The organism is Bradyrhizobium sp. BEA-2-5 (assembly GCF_032918025.1).
GTDB lineage: Bacteria > Pseudomonadota > Alphaproteobacteria > Rhizobiales > Xanthobacteraceae > Bradyrhizobium > Bradyrhizobium pachyrhizi.
Genome location: NZ_CP136629.1, coordinates 1960972 through 1974270, shown reverse-complemented (window position 1 = coordinate 1974270; position 13299 = coordinate 1960972). Strand labels below are relative to the sequence as shown.

Below are 13299 nucleotides of genomic sequence, written 5' to 3'. Positions count from 1 at the left end.
CAGAAACGTCCGCCGCGCCGTCGGGCCAAAGGTTGCGGCGACCGGATACTCTGCATCAACCCACGCTTCAAACGCGGGATCGCCCGACAACTCCTCGAGGCTCGACCAGAGGACGGGGCCACGTGGATGGTCCGGCTTTGTCGCGGGGCGCCTCATCGATGACAGACGTAGCAATGGGTGAGCTGCCCGAAGCGGATGCCCTCGTGCGCAGCGATCGCCTCGCCCTGCTTGCGTGCATCGCGGCCGGCCTGCCACGTCATGTCGGCAATATGATCTTTTGGACGCAGATGCGGCGCGGGATCGCGATGGCAATCGAGACAGAACTCCATGGTCAACGCTTTGGCGCGATAGGTCAGCGGCATGGTGTCGATGCGCCCGTGACAGCTCTCGCAACCCACGCCCTTTGCGATGTGAATGTCGTGGCGGAAGAAGACGTAGTCGGGCAGCTTCGCCACGCGGGTCCAGGCGATCGGCTTGTTGTCGGCGAGGCTTTCTCTGACCGGTTCAAGCATCGCGGCATTGGTCCAGATCTGCGAATGACAGGTCATGCAGGTCGCAGTCGGCGGCAGCCCTGCCTGCGGGCTCGTTTCGACGCCCGTGTGGCAATAGCGGCAGTCGATCCCGAGTTCGCCCGCATGGTGCTTGTGGCTGAACGGAACCGGCTGGTGCGGGCGGACATCGGTCGATGTCTCAAAGGCCGAGTGCGCAAATCCGATCACGCCGACCAGACCACCGCCCAGAACGGCCAGACCGGCTACCATGGACAGGCGCAGCCATGTATCCGCGGCAGGAGAGAATATCTGTGTCATCCGGTCGCCGGATCATCGTCATGAGCACGTCAGATCCCAATGCGGGCCAAACAGGATCGTTCCTGGATTGGAACATGCGCCCATGCTTGGCATTGGTCTCCGTGCCTTTCGGGTCCCCCAATGACTGACAGCCCCGATACCAACTACGAGCGGTCCGATGTCGATCCGGTCCTCGTGTGTTGGCTGGCGCTTGGCCTCGGACTGTTCGTCGTGGCGACACCGCTTCTCATGCCTTTCGCCTTCTCGCGGTCGATCGATCGTGGAAACCCCGTGACGCGCCCTGCGCTCAGTGCCGAGGCGCCGCCGCTTGCGCTCGATCCGGCGGCCGAACTGCGCCGGCATCGGGAAGCCGATCGCCAATTTGCGGACAGCTACGGCTGGATCGATCGCGGCCGCGGCGTGGTCCAGATCCCCGTTAGGCGTGCGATGGAGCGGCTGCTGGAAACCGGCCTGCCCGGATGGCCGTCCCGATGACCGGCACGGGCGGCTGAGCACGATGTGGCGCCAATGGATCCCGTTCTGGAGGCCCGGGGTCTCACCCTATGGCGGCGACGTCGATCTGTTGTTTGCAGGATTGCTCCTGGCGAGCGCCCTGGTGCTCGGCCTGCTGTTCTTCCTGCTCATCGTGTTCTGCGTGCGTTACCGGGCTGGCAACCCGACCGATCGCGGACATCGGGTCAAGAAAAGCTGGCACTGGGAGGTCGGTTGGACGTCGGCGTCGTTGGTGATTTTCCTCCTGCTGTTTGTCTGGGGCGCCAGCGTGTACCTCGAGATTTACCAGAAACCGCAAGGAGAGCTGTCGGTCTTTGTCGTCGCCAAGCAATGGATGTGGAAAGTCCAGCACCCCGGCGGACAATCCGAGATCAACAGCCTGCATATGCCGGTCAATCGCCCGGTCCATCTGGTGATGGCATCCCAGGACGTCATTCACAGCTTCTTCATCCCGGCGCTTCGTCTCAAGCACGACGTGGTGCCCGGCCGCTACCAGAGCCTCGAGGTCGAAGCGGTCACGGCGGGTCACTATCACCTGTTTTGCGCCGAATATTGCGGCACCGACCATTCCGGCATGATCGGCGAGATCGTGGCGATGGAGCCGGCGGACTATGCCAAATGGCTGAACGACCAGGGACCCGCCAACTCGCTGGCTCGTGAAGGCGGCGCGCTGTTTCGCGAGCTCGGCTGCAGCGGCTGCCACGCCGCCAACAGCAGCGTGCACGCACCGCTGCTGGAGGGACTTTACGGCAAGCCCGTGCCGCTCTCGGATGGTTCCGCGGTAACCGCCGACGACAAGTACATCCGGGATTCGATCCTGCTGCCGCGCAGCCAGGTTGCCGCCGGATATCAGCCGGTGATGCCGTCGTTCGAAGGCAAGGTCAGCGAGGACCAGTTGTTGCGGCTCGTCACCTACATCAAATCGCTTGCGGATCGTGCACCATGACCGAGCCCGACTATCTCAACTCCGCCTACACGCTGCGCTCCTGGTTCTTCACCACCGACCACAAGCGCATCGCAATCCTGTATTTCGCCACCCTGATTTTCTTCTTCTTCATCGGCGGCGCGGCCGCCACCGCGATCCGGATCGAGCTCGCTACGCCGCAGGCCGATCTCGTCTCGTCCGACACCTACAATCGGCTCTTCACCATGCACGGCGTCATCATGGTGTGGTTTTTCCTGATCCCCTCGATCCCGAACACGCTCGGCAACTTCATCGTGCCACTGATGATTGGCGCCCGCGATCTCGCCTTCCCGCGCCTCAACCTGATGAGCTGGTACCTGTTCGTCGCTGGCGGAAGCGTGACGCTGTTCGCAATCCTTGCCGGCGGCATCGACACGGGTTGGACGTTCTATACCCCGTTCTCGACGCTCTATTCCAACAGCTACGTCATCGTCGCGGTGACCGGTATCTTCATCGCCGGCTTCTCCTCGATCCTCACCGGCTTGAATTTCATCGTCACCATTCACCGGCTGCGCGCGCCGGGCCTGACCTGGTATCGCCTCCCCCTGTTCATCTGGTCGCTCTACGCGACGTCGGTGATCCTGGTGCTCGCGACGCCGGTGCTCGCCATCACGCTGGTCCTGCTGGCGACCGAACGTTTCCTCGGCGTCGGCATCTTCGATCCCAGGATCGGCGGCGATCCCCTGCTGTTCCAGCATCTGTTCTGGTTCTACTCGCACCCGGCCGTTTACATCATGATCCTGCCCGGCATGGGGGTGGTCAACGAACTGATCTCCTGCTTCTCGCGCAAGCCGGTGTTCGGCTACAAATTCGTCGCCTGGGCCAGCCTTGCCATCGCGGCCGTCGGCTTTCTGGTCTGGGGCCACCACATGTTCGTCAGCGGCCAGTCGCTGCTCGCAAGTCTCGTGTTTTCGTTCATGAGTTTCATCGTGGCGGTGCCTTCGGCGATCAAGGTGTTCAACTGGACCGCCACCCTGCACAAGGGATCGCTACGCTTCGACGCTCCGATGCTTTACGCCCTCGCCTTCCTCGGCCTGTTCACGATCGGCGGTCTGACGGGGCTGTTCCTGGCCTGCCTTGCCTTCGACGTACACGCGACCGACACCTATTTTGTGGTGGCCCACTTCCACTACATCATGGTCGGCGGCATGGTGACGGCCTACTTCGGCGGCCTGCATTACTGGTGGCCCAAGATCACCGGACGGCTCTACTCCGAATACTGGGCGCGGACGGCGGCGGTACTGATCTTCTTCGGCTTCAATCTGACCTTTTTCCCGCAATTCGTGCTCGGTGCCGAAGGTATGCCGCGCCGCTATCACGTCTATCCGCCGGAATTTCAGGTGTGGAACGTGCTGTCCTCCGGCGGCGCGACGATCTTGGCGGCGGCCTATCTGCTGCCGATGTTCTATCTCGGTTATTCTCTGTTTTTTGGCAGGCGCGCGCCGGCCAACCCATGGGATGCGCCGGGCCTGGAATGGCAGACCCCGTCCCCGCCGCCCGAGTTCAATTTCAAGTCACAGCCCGTCGTGACCCGTGCGCCCTATCAATATGGGCCCGACTTTGCCGCGGAGCCGCAGAATGCCTGAGCGCCGCGCCTTCGCTCCGCAATACGCCTCCGTTCAACATCGCGATGAAACCGCCGAGATCGGCATGTGGGTGTTTCTCGCAACCGAAGTGCTGCTGTTCGGCGGGCTGTTGTTTGCTTATTTCGTTTACCGGCACGCCAATCCGGCCGCGTTCGCGGAGGCCGGCCGCCACACCAGGATCGTCATCGGCACGGCGAATACGGCGATCTTGCTGACTTCCAGCTTCTTCGTCGCTTGCGCGGTCAATGCGCTGCAGGCCGACGCGCGCCGGATCTGTATCGCCATGCTCGTCAGCGCCATGTTGCTTGGCTTGCTGTTCCTTGGTCTGAAGGCAGCCGAATATGCCGGCGAATATCACGAGCACCTCGTTCCCGGCGTGGACTTCAGCTACGTTGCGCCGCTCGCCGATGGGGTCGAGCTGTTCTTCATCTTCTACTTCGTCGCGACGTCGATTCACGCCGTTCACTTGGTGATCGGCATCGCTGTTCTCGCGACGCTTGCCGTCCTGCTGCGCCGCTCCGCTAGCACGCGCATGCGCGCTGCCTTGCATTCCGCAGCACTCTATTGGCATTTTGTCGACGTGGTCTGGATCGTCCTGTTTGCCCTGATCTATCTGCCCGGACGGAGCGGCACATGATGAACTGGCGGCCACCGCTTAAGCTCGTTGGTTCCTGGCTTGCCCTGCTGGCACTGCTCGCGCTGACGGTCACCCTGGCCTATCTGCCGCTCGGTTCCTTCAATTTCGCAGCGGCGATTGCGATTGCCGCTATCAAAGCCACCATCGTCGCGGTGTTCTTCATGGAACTGTGGGATCGCGGCGCTCGGCTTCTGGTCTTCGCCGGAGCCGGGCTGTTCTGGCTCGGCATATTGCTGTGGCTTGGCTTGATGGATTTCATGACGCGAACACCGGCGTGATGCAGCTGCGATCCTGCCGGCCTCACTCCTGTGTCGGCGGATGCGTCGAACCCTGCCGCTTCAGCAGATCGGGCTGATCACCCTTCGGCTTGGGCTCCGGCTTTGGCATTCCCTTCTGCCCGCCGTGCTTGCCGCCCTGATCCTGCTGTCCTTCGAGATCGTTTTCCCTGGGCATGTCGCCTCCTCTCACTCGATCGTGGTGATCGGGATTTCATGGGTGTCGGTCAATTCGGGCACCGGATCGCGGCTGATGCGCACCGGCACCGACTTCGCCGCCGGGACCTTGCTGCCCTCGGCGAAATGCCAGAGCGGAACGAGGACGTTGCACTCCGGATAATATCCAACGATGCCACCGCGGGGAACGTCGTAGGGAACGACCTGAAGTCCACGGAGACGACGTTCGACACCGTCATCGGCGGCCGTCTCCAGTGTGACCAGATCGCCCTGGGTGAGACCCCATTCGGCCATATCGTCGGCGTTCATCAGCACGACCTCGCGGCTGCCGTAGATTCCTCGGAAGCGGTCGTTCTCGTTATAGATCGTCGTGTTGAACTGACCATCGGCGCGGGTAGTCATGAGTTCGAAGACGCCGTCCCCGGCCGGCGGCATGTCGAAAGCGGCTTCCGGAACCGTGAAATTGGCTTTGCCGTTCGGCGTCTTCCATTTCCGCTCGCGAGCGCCGAGTGGCCGCGGAAAGCCACCTGGCTCAAACATGCGCTTGTTGAAATCCTTGAATTGATCCGGATAGGTCCGCTCGATCGCGTCGCGGACCAACGCGTAATTGTCGACCCAGGCGTCCCAGTCGAGCTTGGGATTCGGCGGCAACATCGCCTTCGCCATCTCGGCAATGATCCGCGGTTCGGACAACAGCCGTTCCGCTACCGGTTTGCGTTGTCCTCTCGAGCCATGAATGCAGGCCGTGGAATCCTCCATGGCAACGGCTTGCGGGCCGTTCGCCTGCTGATCTATCTCGATCCGGCCGAGACACGGCAGCAGAAAAGTCACGTCTCCAGGGACGAGATGCGTTCGGTTCAGCTTGGTGGCGATCTGGACCGATAGTCGAAGCCTGCTCCAGGCCGGCTCCATCAGCGATCGTTCCGGAATGCAGCGGATAAAATTGCCACCGAGGCCGACGAAGCCGCGCACCTCTCCCTTGAGGATTGCTTTGCAGGCGTCCACCGTCGTCAGGCCGTCCCATCGCGGCGGCTCAAATGCGTAAAGCTCCTTCAGCTTGTCGAGCGGGACCAACTTGGTCTTTTCGGAAATGCCGACGGTGCGCTGGCCCTGGACGTTGGAATGGCCGCGGATCGGAGAGATCCCGGCGCCGGGCTTGCCGATATTGCCGCGCAACAGGAGCAGGTTGACGATCATCTTCACGGTTTCGACGCCGTGCCGGTGCTGGGTCACGCCCATACCGTAGTTCGCGATGACGGCGTTCGCAGCCATGTAGGTGCTGGCCGCCTGGAACATCGCTGCCTGGCGCAACCCGGACGTCTGCTCCAGATCAATCCACGACTGCGCGCGGCAGAAATCCGCGAATGCGTCGAACCCGCGTGTATGCTGTTCGATAAACGCGACGTCGACAACACGTTCGTGACCCTTCGACCGCGCCTCGTCGTCCGCTTCGATCACGGCCTTGCAGATCCCTATGATGGCTCCGGCGTCACCGCCAAACCTCACCTGATGGTATTGCGAACTGATCCGGGTGCCGCCCGCCACCATCTGGATCGGGTCTTGCGGGTTGGTGAAGCGCTCCAGACCACGCTCCCGCAACGGATTGAAGGTGATGATCGGGACGCCCCGTTGCGCCGCTTCTTGCAACGGATGCAGCATCCGCGGCGCATTGGTCGTCGTATTGTGACCAAAGAACAGGATGCAGTCTGTCTGCTCGAAGTCCGGCAGCCGTACAGTCCCGACCGGCACGCCGATCACTGGGGGCAATGCCACCGACGTGCTCTCGTGGCACATGTTCGAGCTGTCGGGGAAATGGTTGGTGCCGTACATCCGGCCAAATAGCTGATACATGTAGCTTGCCTCGAGTGAGGCGCGGCCGGAGGTGTACAGCACCACGGAACGCGGATCGAGCCCATTCAGTTCTCGGCCGATCTCCTGGAATGCCTCCGACCAGCTCACCGGAACATATTTGTCCAACGCCACATCATAGCGCATCGGCGCGGTCAGGCGCCCCTGCTCCTCGAGTGCATGATCGGACCAGCCGCGCAACTCCGAGAGCGTGTGCTTTGCAAAGAATCCGGCCTCGACCGTCTTGTTCGTCACCTCCCAGGCGGTGGCCTTGGCGCCGTTTTCGCAGAACTCAAACGGACGGGGTTTTGCCGGCTTCGCCCAGGAGCAGCTGACGCACATGTATCCGTCGGACTTGTTCTGTTTTAGCAGGATTTCGCTGCCGAGGATCGCGACCTCCTCTTGGGTCAGCGTACCCGCGACGGCCTTCACAGACCCCCAACCGCCAGCCGGTCCGGCGTATGGCTTCACTGTCACTTTTTGCTTCATGGCTGATCTCGCGCTCGACAAGTACCGACAGAAACCGACCGCTGAAGCGGAGGTTCCTCGCGCGCCAGGAACCTTGGCGTGTCCCGAGCGTCGTGCTGGCAAGGATCGTCCATGCAGAGAATGCCGATTTCCAACAACAGCTTTCATCACCTGCCAGACCCGACCGTCGAGATGCTGCGGAGAGATCAAGATGGCTTGGAAGCGCAGCGAACTCTCGCAGAGGAGTGTCCCGTCGCGTTTGTGTACACGGCCGCCGTCGTCATGGCGACTCCCGCTGACCTCAAGGATCTTGCGCTGGGCTTTAGCCTGACCGAAGGGATCATCGACAATGTCGCTGGCCTGAAATCCCTCGACATCATTCCAGAGCCGTCAGGCGTTGAGCTGCGCATGTGGCTTGCCGACACTAGCGAACAGCGTTTCAGACGGCGCCAGCGGCGCTTGGTGGGTCCGACCGGCTGCGGCCTTTGTGGCATAGAAAGCCTCGCGGACGCCACGCGTCCGGCGCCCCACTTGACGAGGTCTATCACTATTCGAACTCGGCAAGTCGAGAGCGCCTTGGTCGCATTGTCGGACGCCCAGATGCTCAACCGCGCGACGCGCGCCACGCATGCGGCCGGCTTCTTCCATCCCGATCAAGAACTGGTCGCAGTCCGCGAGGATGTCGGTCGCCACAATGCGTTGGATAAGCTCGCTGGCACGCTCGCCTCCACCAACATCTCCGCCGGCGAAGGCGCGATCGTCCTGACAAGTCGCGTCTCCATCGAGCTTGTACAAAAGGCTGCCGCGATCGGCTGTCCCATGCTCGTTGCGGTGTCGGCTCCGACGGCGCTCGCGGTCCGCGCGGCTGAGGCGTGCGGAATTACCTTAATTGCTGTTGCGCGTGGAAGCGCATTCGAAATCTTCAGCCATCCGGATGTAATTCGCGGGTAGTCTGCAATGACCGAGGTCCCCAGTCACGGAAAGCGTCGCGCCTGAAGCGAAGCTCGAGCAACGATCGGGCAGCCAGACATCCGGCCAACGAACCCGTCCGCGCCCGGCAGGTTGGGAAGAACTCAAAGGCACATGGCAGAATGAGAATGCACCACTTCTCGTCCCACCCATTCATTCCTAGCAATCCACCGCGGCACCAAGGCCAAACCGGTGCCCGGCCCGCATTTGGTCTACGGCTTCCTGACCACCGAGCCGAACAGCGTCGTGGCGACGCCGATTCACCCGAAGGCGATGCCGCTGATCCTGACCACCGCTGAAGAGCGCGACGTCTGGATGCGCGCGCCGTGGGACGAGGCCAAGGAGCTGCAGCGTCCCTTGCCCGACGAGCTGCTCAAGGTCGTTAGGCGCGGACCGGACAAGGAGGATCGATCGGCCGCCTAGCTAGCAACCTATGTTAGTTTGGCGCGTTATAACGTCATCACCGGAGAGCGTGACTATGCCGGTCAAATTTGTCCATCGCATCTATAGTGAAGCAATTACCAAGCAGATCGCGCTTGTTCAGGAGATCGTGGCGCGGGCGGTTGATCTACTCAAGCTGCCGGCAGACAGTTTCCTCGGCCGCAAGACGCAGGAGCCTTTCCCGCAAGAGGAAAGCAGATATGGCGAAGCGCAGGACCGTGGGCGTCCAACTTGATACCCCAGCCAAGCGGGCACGAGCCAGGTTGCGCCGACTGAGTGCCAGACTAAAGCTGATCAAATTGGAGGCGAGGAAGTCCGACAATCGCCCCGTTCCGCAAACAACAACGCGGAAGAGTCGCCCCCAGTTGGCGGCTTGCTAGAAAACGGCCCCAGCGAGGGAGCACCAGCTGAGGCCAAGGAAACCACTCTAGGAACGGCGCTCCTACCCGCTGGTTGACGCTCATTGTGACAAACCAAGAAACGGAGCTGCGCCATGAAGAAGGGCCGCCGCCGCGTGAGGCAGATCACTTCCCTCGAAGAGCGTCTTACCGAAGAGGCCAAGAGCCTGCGTCAAGAAGCTAAGACTCTTCCCCCAGGTATCGAGAAAGAGATGCTGCTGAAGAAGGCCCGGCAGAACGACGCTGCCGCCCAGATGACCGAATGGTTGCGCTCGCCTTTGGGCTGAGGCCGCTTCAGTTGGCGGCCTCTCCATTCTCCATCCATCGCCGCAGACAATCCCGGTCGCGTGAATGAGGTGCTGAAAGGCTCTCGACGTCGCGGCAGGCGAAAAGCAGCGCTATCTCGAAATTCGGCCTGAACTACGAAGTCCGGCGCGAGCCGGACTTTTTTCTTTGCTTGGATCATCCATGAGGAGTTACGCCAGTTCAGCCGATCAGAAGAGCCGTGACGCCGACGATGAGAGCGATAAACGATAGCGTCGCCAAGCAAGCTGGACTCAACACCATCAACGTGATCGAACCTGAACATGTGTAGTCTGTGCCAGCGCCCATGTTCCAGTATTTGCACAAGCGAATCGGCTGCCTAACAAAAAACGGCCCCAGCGGGAAGCCGGGGCCAAGTGTTCCTTTTTGATGTCGGGGGCGTGACCCCCGCGCCTCGATTAGCAATGCTCTTTGAAGTTTGCCACCCCGGTATCTTGCGGGTGAGGCCGGCTGGAGGTTTCCGCATTCACTTAAGCATGTCAGGGACCGTGTCATAAGAAACGGCCCCGGCGCCCGGGAGAGCGCTGAGGCCGGTAGGTTAGTCCCACTCCTCGTCGTACCGATCCTAAACTACGTTAGTTGCAAGTTGTTCCGAACCGAAAAGGCCCCAGCGCTTGGGAGCACGCTGGGGCCATGGGGCTTTCCACTCACACTGTCAGAATGCGGCTTGGTCGGGCTGATGTGCCGCATTCGTCAGATGAACAAGCTTCGGCCATGCTCGTTCCTAGCAGCCATAGAAAAGGCCCCAGCACCTTTGGGGGCCTTGAGGCCGGCGCTGAGGCCAGTGGGATGGTCGGGCGCGAACCCGACAAACCAACGTTAGCGCCTCCCTTTGCAATTGCCATTTTATTCTGTCGCCCGGAACCGGATAATATGGGTGGAGCCGAAGATTTGCAGGCCAGAGCTCATGCCAACTTTAGATGAGCAAATAACAGTCGCAGAAAAGCATGTTCAGGATGGGCGTCGCATTGTGGCAAACCAACGCGAGCGGATTGCGAGGGGCACGTGTTATAATGAGGCAGAGGCTCGGGAATTGCTCGAAATGTTCGAGCAAGCGCAGGCGCTATTCGAGAGCGCCCTTGAAACGGCTCTTGGCGCTGCGAAATTCAACCTGAGAAACATTCGAAGAAAAAGACCCCAGCGACTGTGGAAGCTGGGGCCAGTGGCTGGGCGTTCTCAATGCCGGTAGCGATGCGGCACCGAACAGGCCGATCAATGCCGATGCATCCGCTTCGTTCCTAATCGAAAAGGCCCCAGCATCCGGATCATGCTGGGGCCAAGTCGGATCGCCGAACCGCTGTCCGCCGAGGAGCAGCGATCGTCGTTATCAGGGCCGAAAAAATACGAAATGAAAATTACGTGCCCCGTTGCTAGGAGCCTCCCAAATGAGGCCCAGCTCCGGAAATAACGTCTGTGAATCTCGCTGGATTTTTTTCCCTGAACGCCCGGCGGGCAAGGAACCATCGAGACGGCATAGCGTCTAATTGACGCTTCTGGTCAGCCAAGGTGCCCCCCCCCCCGACTGCCAGAAGAAAACCCGTATCGCTCGGGTTGGCGGCCCCCGGTTGGGGCCGCTTTTGTTTTGATCGCCGCCAATTCACATAGTTCAATGAGTGTCATCTCATCACGGACAAATCGCGGGGCGAGTTTTCACAGGTGGTGGTTGCAAATGGAATTTATTGGCAGACCGATGCGAGGCCGGTACCTCGTTCGAAGAGGAAGCACTGGCTGGATGGTCTACGACAGCGAGCTCAAGGGGCCAGCGCAGATAAAGAAAAATGGCCGCTTTGCCGAGAAGCTCACCAAAGAACAAGCTGAGATTGTAGCCGAGGGGCTGACAAGTCAGAAAACGGAGCGATGCTGGCCTTCAACGCAATAGGTCAGATCAGGGCGCTAGACTGCGCCCCTTCTAACTGACGAAACCGCGCCTTTCGCGAACATGCCCCGAATCTTCGGGGGCAAGAGCCGGGGCACGTTCATTCGTCCGATGTCGCTCTGCCGAGGAGCGGCGCATTGCTAACGACGCATCGAAGGCGCCGTTCCTATGTTCAACTTGCTTGCGGTTGTTGCCGACCTTCTTGACGGCCTTCTTCACCGACGCTGCCGACTTCCGGGCTTTCTTCGCCTCATAGCTCACCTCGTAATCCTGCCCGCCGGCGACGCGCGCACGGTCCTGCTTGCGACCACGCGCGATCTGCTTCTTGCATTCTTCGCCATTCAGGCCTCCCAATCGCGCCGCAGTTCCGTCGCGGCAAATCGGGGAACAACGAGCCCGACCCGAGCAGCGTATTCAACCTGATGGACGCCTTGAAGCAGAGCATCCAGAGCGGTGGCAAGGCGCCGCCCGCGAAATCCACCAAGGCGAAGAAGGCGCCCGCCAAGCCGCGCCGCAAGGCCGACTGAGACACAGTCTGGTCATTTCTGCCCTGCCTGTCGAGCAGCGCTACAGTCGTGCCTACCGGCGCCAGCCCGGCGCGAACGCGATGCTTCACGCGGCGCATGTCGATTGAACGTCGCTATCGAGCAACCGGCCTAGTATCCGGCGTTCTTCCTCGATCCTCCGTCGATAGCGTTCGCGCTCTTGTTCCGAGGTCGCGCTATCCAGCAGGAATTGATAGTGACCGATGACTTTTTCGCTGCCTCTTATGAGCAGTTGTTGCAGCCCATTCATGACGTGATCTCCTCGCAAGCCGCGCGATCGAACGAGGAGGGAAGTGGCGGAATGTCGGCCGCGAGGCCTTGCATCGCCGTGACTTCTTCGGCGAGCCGTCTTTCAATGAATTCACGCTCAAGGTCGGAGAGCTGGGTCTGCAGCAGTCGCCGATACCGATGAATATTGTTGCGGTGAGCGCGCAGCTGTTCAAGCCGGTGGTCGAACAGTTCTGAGCTCCGGCGCTTTGCCTGTCCAAATCTTGACCGCCAGCGTCCCTCGAGGCGGTCGATGACCTGCTTCGGTAGCCTGATGTCTGTCATCTCGCGCTCCTATGCAGCCAGGCAGCGGTCGACGGAGCGCAGGCGGGCAGGCCGGCCGCCTGGCGGATGGCGCGGATCGCCGTCGAGCGCGCGAAGCGCGTCGAGGATGTCGCGGACAGGAACGGGCGATTTGAGCCCCTTGGGTGCCCGCAAGGCGGGATTGGACGCTACAGCGCTGGCGTCCGAGGCCCAGGATGCCAAGAAAGCGCGCCTCTCGGCGAGGCTCAGGCGAGGATCCCGCACCACATCGTGCGGGGTCTCATATTGGTGGTAATCGCCAATCGGCAGATGAAAGCCAATAACGTTATGAGCAGGCGCGGTCGTCGGCCGCATGGATGCCTCCGTTCGAAAGACGAGTTGCTGAGAAGACGAAGCCGCGTCCCGTTCGTCGGACGCGGCTTCGCCGTTTCGATCATGCGGCGACGCTTTCCAGCTGTCGGGGCGCCGTGTTTGATGCCGGATTGATGGCGATGCGTCGCGGCTTCATCGCCTCCGGCACCTCGCGCGCCAGCTCGATCCTGAGAAGCCCGTTGTCGAACGCCGCGCTCTTGACCTCGACGTAATCGGCCAGGCTGAACTGGCGCTTGAACCTGCGCGTCGAGATGCCCTGATAGATGTATTCGCGCTCGGCCTTTTCGACCTTGACGCCTTCGACAGTCAGAACGTTCTGCTCCGCCGTAACAGAAATTTCGTCGGGCGCAAAACCGGCGATCGCGAGCACGATCTGATAGCGGTCTTCGGACAGCCGTTCGATGTTGTAGGGCGGGTAGTGATCTTCGCCGGCCCGGTGGGCTGCTTCGGCGAGATCAAAGAGCCGGTCGAATCCGATGGTCGACCGGAACAGGGGAGAGAAGTCGTATGTGCGCATAGCCAAATCCTCCATAGAGCAAGATGGATATGGACGGCACCGGACACGACCGGTGCCCGTCTCGCCTGGC

16 protein-coding genes and 3 pseudogenes are annotated in these 13299 nt (G+C 61.2%); 11 read left to right on the top strand and 8 right to left on the bottom strand.

Going from position 1 to position 13299, the window contains the following annotated elements; all coding sequences use genetic code 11:
- Positions 1–9: 9 nt before the first annotated feature.
- Together RX327_RS39240 and RX327_RS09270 are read right to left on the bottom strand one after the other, a co-directional pair.
- Positions 10–156 (bottom strand): annotated as a pseudogene (locus RX327_RS39240) (TAT-variant-translocated molybdopterin oxidoreductase); the annotation flags it as partial.
- Positions 153–809 (bottom strand): cytochrome c3 family protein, encoded by a 657-nt coding sequence (locus RX327_RS09270; protein ID WP_317250090.1) that lies wholly within the window; start codon positions 807–809, stop codon positions 153–155. The pseudogene RX327_RS39240 and the gene RX327_RS09270, both read right to left, overlap by 4 nt.
- Before the next feature lie 120 nt (positions 810–929).
- Here RX327_RS09270 and RX327_RS09265 point away from each other — a divergent pair, with 120 nt between their 5' ends.
- From RX327_RS09265 to RX327_RS09245, 5 genes are all read left to right on the top strand, one after another.
- On the top strand, positions 930–1283 hold the full coding sequence (locus tag RX327_RS09265; protein ID WP_317250089.1) for a hypothetical protein: 354 nt from the start codon (positions 930–932) through the stop codon (positions 1281–1283).
- 22 nt (positions 1284–1305) lie between these two features.
- Positions 1306–2247, top strand: a complete 942-nt coding sequence (gene coxB / locus RX327_RS09260) for a cytochrome c oxidase subunit II (RefSeq protein WP_317250088.1) — start codon at positions 1306–1308, stop codon at positions 2245–2247.
- Positions 2244–3851, top strand: coding sequence for a cytochrome c oxidase subunit I (gene ctaD / locus RX327_RS09255; protein WP_317250087.1), 1608 nt, complete (start codon positions 2244–2246; stop codon positions 3849–3851). The genes coxB and ctaD overlap by 4 nt, the downstream gene beginning before the upstream one ends.
- Positions 3852–3939: 88 nt before the next feature.
- Positions 3940–4488 (top strand): cytochrome c oxidase subunit 3, encoded by a 549-nt coding sequence (locus RX327_RS09250; protein WP_317250086.1) that lies wholly within the window; start codon positions 3940–3942, stop codon positions 4486–4488.
- Complete coding sequence (locus tag RX327_RS09245) at positions 4485–4766, top strand: cytochrome C oxidase subunit IV family protein (protein WP_317250085.1); 282 nt, start codon at positions 4485–4487, stop codon at positions 4764–4766. The genes RX327_RS09250 and RX327_RS09245 overlap by 4 nt, the downstream gene beginning before the upstream one ends.
- 22 nt (positions 4767–4788) lie before the next feature.
- On the opposite strand, the gene RX327_RS09240 is transcribed toward RX327_RS09245, so the two are convergent.
- Entirely contained in the window at positions 4789–4941 is a 153-nt protein-coding gene (locus tag RX327_RS09240) for a hypothetical protein (RefSeq protein ID WP_283089654.1), read from the bottom strand.
- 11 nt (positions 4942–4952) lie between these two features.
- Positions 4953–7277, bottom strand: a complete 2325-nt coding sequence (locus RX327_RS09235; protein WP_317250084.1) for an FdhF/YdeP family oxidoreductase — start codon at positions 7275–7277, stop codon at positions 4953–4955.
- 120 nt (positions 7278–7397) lie between these two features.
- Here RX327_RS09235 and fdhD point away from each other — a divergent pair, with 120 nt between their 5' ends.
- The 5 genes and pseudogenes from fdhD (at position 7398) to RX327_RS09210 (ending at position 11267) form a co-directional block, all read left to right on the top strand.
- The gene (fdhD, locus tag RX327_RS09230) at positions 7398–8207 is read left to right on the top strand and encodes a formate dehydrogenase accessory sulfurtransferase FdhD (RefSeq protein WP_410712180.1); all 810 of its coding nucleotides are present in this window, start codon (positions 7398–7400) and stop codon (positions 8205–8207) included.
- 186 nt (positions 8208–8393) lie between these two features.
- Positions 8394–8648 (top strand): annotated as a pseudogene (locus RX327_RS09225) (SOS response-associated peptidase); the annotation flags it as partial.
- A gap of 55 nt (positions 8649–8703) precedes the next feature.
- A complete protein-coding gene (locus RX327_RS09220) occupies positions 8704–8901 on the top strand; it encodes a hypothetical protein (RefSeq protein ID WP_317250082.1) in 198 nt (65 codons plus the stop codon).
- Between the two features lie 258 nt (positions 8902–9159).
- On the top strand, positions 9160–9351 hold the full coding sequence (locus RX327_RS09215) for a hypothetical protein (protein ID WP_317250081.1): 192 nt from the start codon (positions 9160–9162) through the stop codon (positions 9349–9351).
- A gap of 1769 nt (positions 9352–11120) precedes the next feature.
- Entirely contained in the window at positions 11121–11267 is a 147-nt protein-coding gene (locus tag RX327_RS09210) for a hypothetical protein (RefSeq protein ID WP_244481699.1), read from the top strand.
- Between the two features lie 156 nt (positions 11268–11423).
- Here RX327_RS09210 and RX327_RS09205 read toward each other — a convergent pair.
- Positions 11424–11609, bottom strand: a pseudogene (locus tag RX327_RS09205) (DUF3606 domain-containing protein); the annotation flags it as partial.
- Between the two features lie 267 nt (positions 11610–11876).
- Positions 11877–12059, bottom strand: coding sequence for a hypothetical protein (locus RX327_RS09200; protein ID WP_028337866.1), 183 nt, complete (start codon positions 12057–12059; stop codon positions 11877–11879).
- A gap of 68 nt (positions 12060–12127) precedes the next feature.
- Between RX327_RS09200 and RX327_RS09195 the strand changes: the two genes are divergently transcribed.
- A complete protein-coding gene (locus tag RX327_RS09195) occupies positions 12128–12274 on the top strand; it encodes a hypothetical protein (protein WP_317250079.1) in 147 nt (48 codons plus the stop codon).
- A 96-nt stretch (positions 12275–12370) separates the two neighbouring features.
- Here the strand turns inward: RX327_RS09195 and RX327_RS09190 are convergent, their stop codons facing one another.
- Positions 12371–12694, bottom strand: a complete 324-nt coding sequence (locus RX327_RS09190) for a hypothetical protein (RefSeq protein ID WP_283089651.1) — start codon at positions 12692–12694, stop codon at positions 12371–12373.
- 79 nt (positions 12695–12773) lie between these two features.
- A complete protein-coding gene (locus RX327_RS09185) occupies positions 12774–13229 on the bottom strand; it encodes an Hsp20 family protein (protein WP_283089650.1) in 456 nt (151 codons plus the stop codon).
- Between the last annotated feature and the right edge of the window lie 70 nt (positions 13230–13299).